This is a genomic window from Leptospira adleri (assembly GCF_002811985.1).
Lineage (GTDB): Bacteria > Spirochaetota > Leptospiria > Leptospirales > Leptospiraceae > Leptospira > Leptospira adleri.
In genome coordinates, this window is record NZ_NPDU01000006.1 from 93,121 (window position 1) to 100,826 (window position 7,706).

Consider the following 7,706-nt stretch of genomic DNA (forward strand, 5'->3'; position numbering starts at 1 on the left):
TTCTATGCAAAAGGTGATCCGATTTTATCCGATCTATAAGGAAAGAATTTGGGGGGGAAGAAAACTCGGAAATTATCCGGGACGATCGATCCCCGAAGGAAACATCGGAGAATCCTGGGAAATTTCGGACTACGGAAACGAAGTTTCCGTCATCAGCAACGGCTCCTTAAAAGGAAAATCGTTTCGAGAAGCATATCAAGAAAACACGGACTCAATCTTAGGAAAACCGTTCCGAGGAAAATCCTTTCCTCTTCTCATCAAACTCATAGACGCAAAAGAAAAACTTTCGGTGCAAGTCCATCCCGACGACGCCTACGCGGAAAAATACGATCCCCAGAGCGCTGGAAAAAAAGAAGCCTGGACCGTTTTACAAGCGGAACCGGGTTCCAAACTCGTATGCGGTTTTTCTAATATTACAAGCAGAGAAGAATTTCGAAGCCTTGTGGAAACGAACCGCGCCGAGGAAATTCTCAGAGAAATCGTCGTGAAGGAAGGAGATTCTTTTCTCCTCAATCCCGGAAGGATCCACGCGATCGGCGCCGGAATCCTTTTGATGGAAGTGCAACAATCCTCCGATTCCACTTACAGAGTTTACGACTATGGAAGGCCGAGGGAACTTCATCTCAAAAAAGCCTTGGACGTTCTGGACTACGGAGGTCCTTCCGAGGACGATATTCTCAAACCATCGTCGAAACCCTGGGAGGACGGAAAGAGGTTTCGTCTAACGGCAAACGATAAATTCTTAATGGAAACCCTGGAGATTTCCGGAGAAGGAAAGACGTTTAGAATTCCGAGCTTATACAAAGAATCGGTTTTCCAAATCCTAATCGTTCTCAAGGGAAACGTCCGAATCGAAGGGGAAGAATTATCGGAGGGAGATACGGCGTTTCTGACGGCCTCCGGATTGGAAGAGGGTATTTCCGCGGTCAATCTCGGAGCCTTTGCAAAACTTTCGATCTCCGGTCCCGGTTCCGATTGGGGAATCTACAAAGATTAGGTTTTTTGAATGGACCCCGAAGAACCGATCGTTTGGATCAGCGAGGAAGAACTTTCCAAACAGAGAAAAATCGCTAAAGAACTTCGTAAAACGCCTTGGTGGAAAAAGAAAAAGGCGGACGGAATCTGCCACTACTGCGGAAAAAAATTTCCTCCCGAGGAATTGACTATGGACCATCTGATTCCTCTTGCAAAAGGCGGAAAGTCGATCAAGGCAAATCTGGTTCCCGCATGCAAAGAATGTAATATTGCAAAAAAAAATAAACTCCCTTTCGAATTCGATTCCGGGAACTGAGGTTGTAAAACGTGGCTGACCTTTCTCAAGACGACGAGTTTCAGGAACACGAAGAATCCGGTCAGGAGACTGTTCAGCTTTTGGACGAAGAAGGGAATTCTCATTCTTTCATCATCGCCGAGGCGCTCGAGATCGACGAGAATCAATATCTTCTTTTAACTCCTGTTTTGGAAGAAGACTTCGATCTGGTCAATTTGGATATGAGTTTTTTGAGAGGGGAAGACGACGCCGGCTACTTCGCGGTTCGTCTCGAGTCCGACGAATTCGGAGAGGATTGTTTGATCGAAGTTAAAGATAAACGCGAACTCGAAGACATTCTCGCGGAATTGAACGCAGACATCGTTTGACGATTCTATTCTTTAACTCTAATCTATCATAAAAACTGCATATTCTTTTTCCGGCGAGTCGGTTTTTTAGTAAAAAGATTGAAAACGGACCTGAAGTTGTTCGAGATGCAATTTCGAGAAAATCCCCATCGTAAAAAGATGGGAGTTCGTGTTTGATTTCCCGAAGTTGCGGGAACTCCTCTAAAAATCCGTATCTCCTCGAGAGAGCGGGGCTTCTTCCTCTTCGGGCGAGAGGGAAGAATGAGGAATCTTTTTCAGATTGAAACCTTTGCTTCCGAGAAACAGAAGCGAAGCGAGAGAAAATCCGCCGAAAAGGATAAAAAACAAAAAAGAATTAAAAATCGCTAATGTACCAAAGCAAACAAAACTCAAAAGAAGAGAAAACGCCGGAAGAATCGGATAAAAAGGAGCACGATAGGTTTTACGCGCGTTCGGATTTTGAATTCTCAAGACAAAAAAAGAAATCATACTCACGCAGTACATTCCGCAAGCACCGAAGGCGGAGAGGGTGATCAATTCCCCCGTGTTTCCGAATTGAAGGGAAACGATTCCTACAAGACCGCCGCCGAGAATCGCAAAGCTCGGCGCCTTCGTGGTCGAATTGAGGCGAGAAAGAATCTTCGGAAGAAAGCCCTCTTTTGAAAGAGCGTAGATCTGTCTCGAATATCCCAGGATGATTCCGAGCAAGGACGCGATCAGACCGAAGAGTCCGATTCCCGTAAAGAGTAGAGTGGTCCAAGAAGAAGGTCCATAAAGATTTCCTAATGTAAAGGAAAGCGGATAATCCAATTTCGAAACCTCGTCCGTGGAGACGACCCCCGCGGTTCCGAATAGAACGCCGAACGCCAGAAGAACAAGGGTTCCGATTCCAGAAAGATAACCTCGCGGAATGTCTCGTTCAGGATCTTTCACTTCTTCCGCCGCCATCGCAACTCCTTCCACTGCGAGAAAAAACCAGATCGCATAAGGAAGAGCCGGAAAGAGATTCCAAAAGGAAAAGGAAGAAATCTTCGCGAGCTTTGCTAAATCGAAATGAGGAAAGACGAGGATAAAATAAAAAAGAAGTCCGAACACTGCGGTCAGAGTGACGAAAAGTTCAAACCTCGCGGTTTGTTTGATTCCTAAGAGATTGACTCCGATGAGGAGAAGAAAAAATCCGTTCGCCGCCCATGCTTCTCCGACGAAGGGAAAGAGAAAATGAAAGTAACCTCCAAGCGCCGAAGCGATTGCAGGAGGAGCCAATACGAATTCTACAAGAGTAAAAAAACCGGCGATCAAACCTCCGATTGGACCGAGTGCAACGTGCGCATAAGCGGAAGGTCCTCCCGCGTGAGGAATCGAAGTCGCGAGTTCCGTAAAACAAAGTGAGAAGGTGGAATAAAATACGGCGACGATCGTGACCACAGTCAAAAATTCCCAGAAGTGGGAATGGGCCCAGCCCAGATTCCATCCAAAGTAATCGCCTGAAATGACGAGACCGACCGAAATTCCCCAGAGGTGAAGAGGACCCAAAACCTTTTGCAAAGATGAAGACATGAAGGAAGAATCGATTCCTTCTTTTGAAAAAGAAAAGAAGTTTTTAGGAATTGAAATTCGATTTTTATAAAGAATTCTTTCTGAAAGGATCGAGCGCGTTCGCTTTTGGATCTCTTTGCTAAGAAGAATCGAAGTTTCTTTCGGAAAAACGGAACTCATTTCAAAAGAGGGGCGAGAGATTTGTTTTTCAAAAAAATATCCGGATCTTTTTTTCGAGAGAAATAAAAAAATCAAAACCTCGTTTTGAAACCCGGGAAAAGAATGCGGGAACTCCCAACGTTCGGAAAATAAAAATTCCGCCGTGATTTTAAACGAAGAGACTTGAAGTCCGTCTACGACCTTTTTTGAAAAAGGTTTACTTTGTCGGAAGAATTGAAAATGAAGTGAAGATCAACGCAAAGAGAAAAAAAAGTATGAGTTCCTACTTTTCAGAAAGTATTTTAGAAAATCCTAAAATGCTCAACCGATAAAAGGCATCATTCTTTCCATGAGAATCCGGCGGTTGTCCCCGCTCTGGAGAGCGATCACACCTCGGATAATCGCTTGTCTGCGATCGGATTGTTCTTTCGACCAGGCTTTGATCCGATTGGCGAGGGGAAAGAAGATGAGGTTGGCGAAAGCGATTCCGTAGAAGGTCGCGATGAAGGCGGTGGCGATTCCTTCTCCGAGAGCGCGAGTTCCCGCGCCTAAATTTTCAAGAACTCCGACGAGTCCCATGACGGTTCCGATGATTCCGACCGTAGGAGAAAAGCCTCCCGCGGTTTCCAGGATCTTTGCGGAATTTGATTCCTTGTCTTCCATTGCGATCGCGGATTCAAAGAGAATTTCTTCGACCGCCCGAGGATCGGTTCCGTCGACGATGAGTTGAATTCCTCTCTGAAGAAAAGGATCTTGAATCGATTTGAGATTGTCTTCGAGAGAAAGGAGGCCGTTCTTGCGGGCTCGTTCGGCAAAATCCAGAAAGAGTTCTCCGAGGGGAAGTTTGCGTCTTGGAAAGACGGCCGCTTGGAGATTCAAGATGAGATCCTTCATCTGCTCGAGAGAAAAACTCGCAAAAGTCGCCCCGGCCGTTCCGCCGATGATCAAGAGGAGCGCGGAAATTTTTAGAAAAGAGAGGAAGTGCGCGCCTTCCAGAAGAATCGCTATCAGGACGGATAAGAATGCAACGGAGAGGCCAACGAGCGTAGGATTCATTTCCGCAAGAGTTCCCGCAAAGCGACGTTTTTACAAGAAGATTCTGTCTCATAGGAAAATGAATTCGGGCGCATGTTCGGGCCGCCTTTTTTTGAAACGAAGGAGTTCCTACCTGGAAGGCCCGAACACCAGGCTCTCAGCTCCAATCCATTCCTAAAGATTAAATTGAAAAAGAAAGAAAGCCCAAAAGAGAAAGGAATGGATTCCGCCTCGATCCTTTGCGCGGGGCCTTTTTCTAAAACCGAAGATTTTTTAGAAAGTATGAGTTCCTACATTCAAAACTCTAAAAGTAGGAACTCATACTTTTGCAGGATTGGATTTCCGGATCGCAAGAAGAGGAATGCAAGAATTCTAAAATAGGGAGTTCCCGCAAAAATTGGGAAGGGCAACGATCAAGAGAAGGCGGCTTGGTTGAGAAAAAGGTGTGGGAACTCTCACAAAAAAAAGGGGACGGTGCAACTTTCGTCCCCCGTCCGTTTCAAAATGAAAATTCGCAGTGGAGGAACTTCAACCAGGGAGGCTGTTGTCCATCCATTCCCAAATATCGGCTTTGGGAGTTCCTACATTAGTCCCCGGAACAAAAAATGACCTCGTATTTTAAAAAACTAAAAAATTGATGCACTGCAAAACCCTTTGACTTTTAACCGGGGGAATTTTTCCTGGCTAATCATGCTGACCGTCGTAACTGTACTGTTTTTGGCCATTTATGGGATCGACATAGTCGCTCTCTTTTTCTTTGGGATTCATACCTATATCATGGTATATCTCTATAAAAAGAACCATGCATACTGCGAATCCGAACCGGATAAGATTCTCGACGTAAACGATCCGAATCTTCCGGTCGTTACGGTTCAGCTTCCGATCTTCAACGAATTCTACGTTGTGGATCGCCTTTTGGAAACCACGGTCGCACTCAAATATCCAAAAGATAAATTGGAGATTCAACTTCTCGATGATTCTACGGACGAGACGGTTGAAAAATCCAGAAAACTCATCGCCCACTACAAATCACTCGGATTCGACATTCATCACCTTCATAGATCCGGAGCGGAGCGCACCGGTTACAAAGCGGGAGCGCTCGAAGCGGGAATGAAAGTGGCTCGCGGTCAATACATCGCTATCTTCGACGCCGACTTTATGCCCGATCCCGACTTTTTGATCAAAACCGTTCCTTACTTCGATGATCCTCAGATCGGGATGGTTCAGGTTCGCTGGGGACATGTCAACGCGGACTACAACGTTCTTACCAAGGCGCAATCTTTTGGAATCGACGGTCACTTTATGATCGAGCAAGTCGCCCGGAACGGTTCTCATCTTTGGATGAACTTCAACGGAACCGCGGGAATCTGGAAAAAGGATTGTATCATCGATTCCGGAGGATGGGAGCACGATACTCTTACCGAAGATTTCGATCTTTCTTACCGCGCTGAAATGAAAGGCTGGAAATTCCGTTATTTTAAGGATATCGAATGTAAAGCTGAAATTCCAGCGATGATCTCCGCTTACAAGTCCCAACAATTCCGTTGGTGCAAGGGCTCCATTCAAACTGCGGTAAAACTTCTTCCAAGAATTCTCCGCGCGGATCTTCCTTGGAGAATCAAGTCCGAGGCAATCGTACACTTAATCAATTATTCGGTTCACCCTTTGATGGTGATCAACATTCTCTTCAGCGCACCGTTGCTTCTGATGGACTATTGGTCCGGATTTAGCTTCTACGACCTCCCGATAGAAATTCTTATGGGAACTGCCGCGATTCTTTCGGTCGGATCGATCGGCCCGATGATCTTCTACGCGTATTCTCAAAAAACGCTTCACAAAGACTGGAAGAGAAGAATGGTTTATCTCCCGATTCTGATCATGATCGGAACCGGAATCGCAATCGTAAATACCAGAGCTTGGTTGGAAGCCATCCTTGGAATTCAATCTTCTTTCAAACGCACTCCAAAACTCAAAATCGAGAAGAGCACCGACGTATTGAAAGAAAGACTGAAATACACGGTCCCACTTGACTTTCACGTCGTTCTGGAATTTTTAATGGGCTTTTATTGCTTGGGAACCGTAATCCTTTCCTTTATGCTCGGAAAACCCCAGATCGTGGGTTTCTTGGTCATTTACGCGATCGGATTCTTCTACGTAGGATATCTTTCCCTAAAAGAGGCGCTCTGGAATTTGGGCGCTTCCAAAGAAAAATCCGCGGAAGAACTTCCGGCTCAAGCCTAATCGCCTCATAGCAGGATAGGAATCTCTATCCTGCCGTTTCTGTCGGAGCTTCTGCTTGACTTCGCACTTTTTTCTGAAAAATTGACAAAATACCGCTACTATTATAGGAACCCCGATGAGTGAGAAAGTTTACTGCGCCAATTGCCTACACTGCGTTACTGTAAGACAGTATGAATCCGAGGCAGACAAATACATTCTCCGCGTAAAATGTACTAAGAAAAAATGGTCCAAGAGATCCGGAGAAGAAAAGCTCTATAAATATTTTACAGTTGCTCGTCGTATGCAAGTGAACTGTGAATTTTATGAGCCAATGGGTGAAATTCTTCCTTATATCAAAAATCTTAAGAAAGAACTTCCGATCAAAGACGAAATCTACATGGTGAAAACTCTCACCTAAAGAGTTTTGAAGCCCTCCGCTTTTACCCTCAAACCAGGATTGGTCCACGGAAAATTTTCCCGTAAGACCGTCCTGGAAGAACCCTTTACGCTTTTTCCCGAACCGGGAGCCCTCTATCTCAAAGAATTCCCCACTCGTGTACGGGCCGGCGAACCTCTTTTAAAACAATCCGTAGGAACTTTGCTTTCTCCGGTGGACGGAATTGCGAGTCTGATCCAAGGCGAACATTCCGCAAAGATAAGGATCGTTCAAGACGGCAGTTTTCAACTTTCAAACGACGTTCAAATCGATCCTTCCCTGAAATTGGAACAGGCTCTGGAAAGAATGGACGAACTCGGTCTGGTTTCCCTGGACTTTACGAACGTTACTCTTTCTTCCCTATTTAAAATTTTCAATGCCTCTTTGATCGTCCTTTCCCCTTATACGAAAACACAATCGGTCGACTTCCGCAAAGTTCTAATTGAAGAATTCAAAGAATTGCATATTCAATTTGTAGAATATGTTAAGTCGTGGTTTTCCGGCGCCGAGATAAAAGATTTCATCCTCAACCCAGTTCCTTTTAGAAAATACGAATATCCGATGGGTTTTCCTCAATACTTCGTAAAAAAAGCGCTCTCTCAGAAAACATTCCAAAAAGAGAATACACTTTATCTCGGTCCGGAAACTCTCTATCATCTTTACCGCGCGCTCTTTAAGAAGATTCCGTTTATCGAAAGACATA

The 7,706-nt window shown here is 45.1% G+C and carries 7 protein-coding genes and 2 pseudogenes; 6 read left to right on the forward strand and 3 right to left on the reverse strand.

What is annotated here, in order from left to right:
- The first annotated feature begins 4 nt into the window (after window positions 1-4).
- The 3 genes from CH376_RS03790 to CH376_RS03800 are packed head-to-tail and all read left to right on the forward strand — an operon-like array spanning window position 5 to window position 1,638.
- On the forward strand, window positions 5-997 hold the full coding sequence (locus CH376_RS03790; protein WP_100784840.1) for a type I phosphomannose isomerase catalytic subunit: 993 nt from the start codon (window positions 5-7) through the stop codon (window positions 995-997).
- Window positions 998-1,006: 9 nt separating this feature from the next.
- Window positions 1,007-1,291, forward strand: coding sequence for an HNH endonuclease (locus tag CH376_RS03795; RefSeq protein ID WP_100784841.1), 285 nt, complete (start codon window positions 1,007-1,009; stop codon window positions 1,289-1,291).
- An 11-nt stretch (window positions 1,292-1,302) separates the two neighbouring features.
- Window positions 1,303-1,638, forward strand: a complete 336-nt coding sequence (locus tag CH376_RS03800; protein WP_100784842.1) for a DUF1292 domain-containing protein — start codon at window positions 1,303-1,305, stop codon at window positions 1,636-1,638.
- Window positions 1,639-1,818: 180 nt separating this feature from the next.
- Here the strand turns inward: CH376_RS03800 and eat are convergent, their stop codons facing one another.
- From eat to CH376_RS24405, 3 genes and pseudogenes are all read right to left on the reverse strand, one after another.
- Entirely contained in the window at window positions 1,819-3,174 is a 1,356-nt protein-coding gene (gene eat, locus CH376_RS03805) for an ethanolamine permease (RefSeq protein ID WP_100785032.1), read from the reverse strand.
- A 459-nt stretch (window positions 3,175-3,633) separates the two neighbouring features.
- The gene (locus CH376_RS03810) at window positions 3,634-4,368 is read right to left on the reverse strand and encodes a motility protein A (RefSeq protein ID WP_100784843.1); all 735 of its coding nucleotides are present in this window, start codon (window positions 4,366-4,368) and stop codon (window positions 3,634-3,636) included.
- Window positions 4,369-4,933: 565 nt separating this feature from the next.
- Window positions 4,934-5,115: pseudogene (locus CH376_RS24405) on the reverse strand (hypothetical protein).
- A 9-nt stretch (window positions 5,116-5,124) separates the two neighbouring features.
- Between CH376_RS24405 and CH376_RS03820 the strand changes: the two are divergent.
- From CH376_RS03820 to CH376_RS03830, 3 genes and pseudogenes are all read left to right on the forward strand, one after another.
- Window positions 5,125-6,588, forward strand: a complete 1,464-nt coding sequence (locus CH376_RS03820) for a cellulose synthase family protein (protein ID WP_100785033.1) — start codon at window positions 5,125-5,127, stop codon at window positions 6,586-6,588.
- Window positions 6,589-6,703: 115 nt separating this feature from the next.
- Entirely contained in the window at window positions 6,704-6,985 is a 282-nt protein-coding gene (locus CH376_RS03825; RefSeq protein ID WP_004459036.1) for a hypothetical protein, read from the forward strand.
- A 6-nt stretch (window positions 6,986-6,991) separates the two neighbouring features.
- A pseudogene (locus tag CH376_RS03830) lies at window positions 6,992-7,706 on the forward strand (oxidoreductase); the annotation flags it as partial.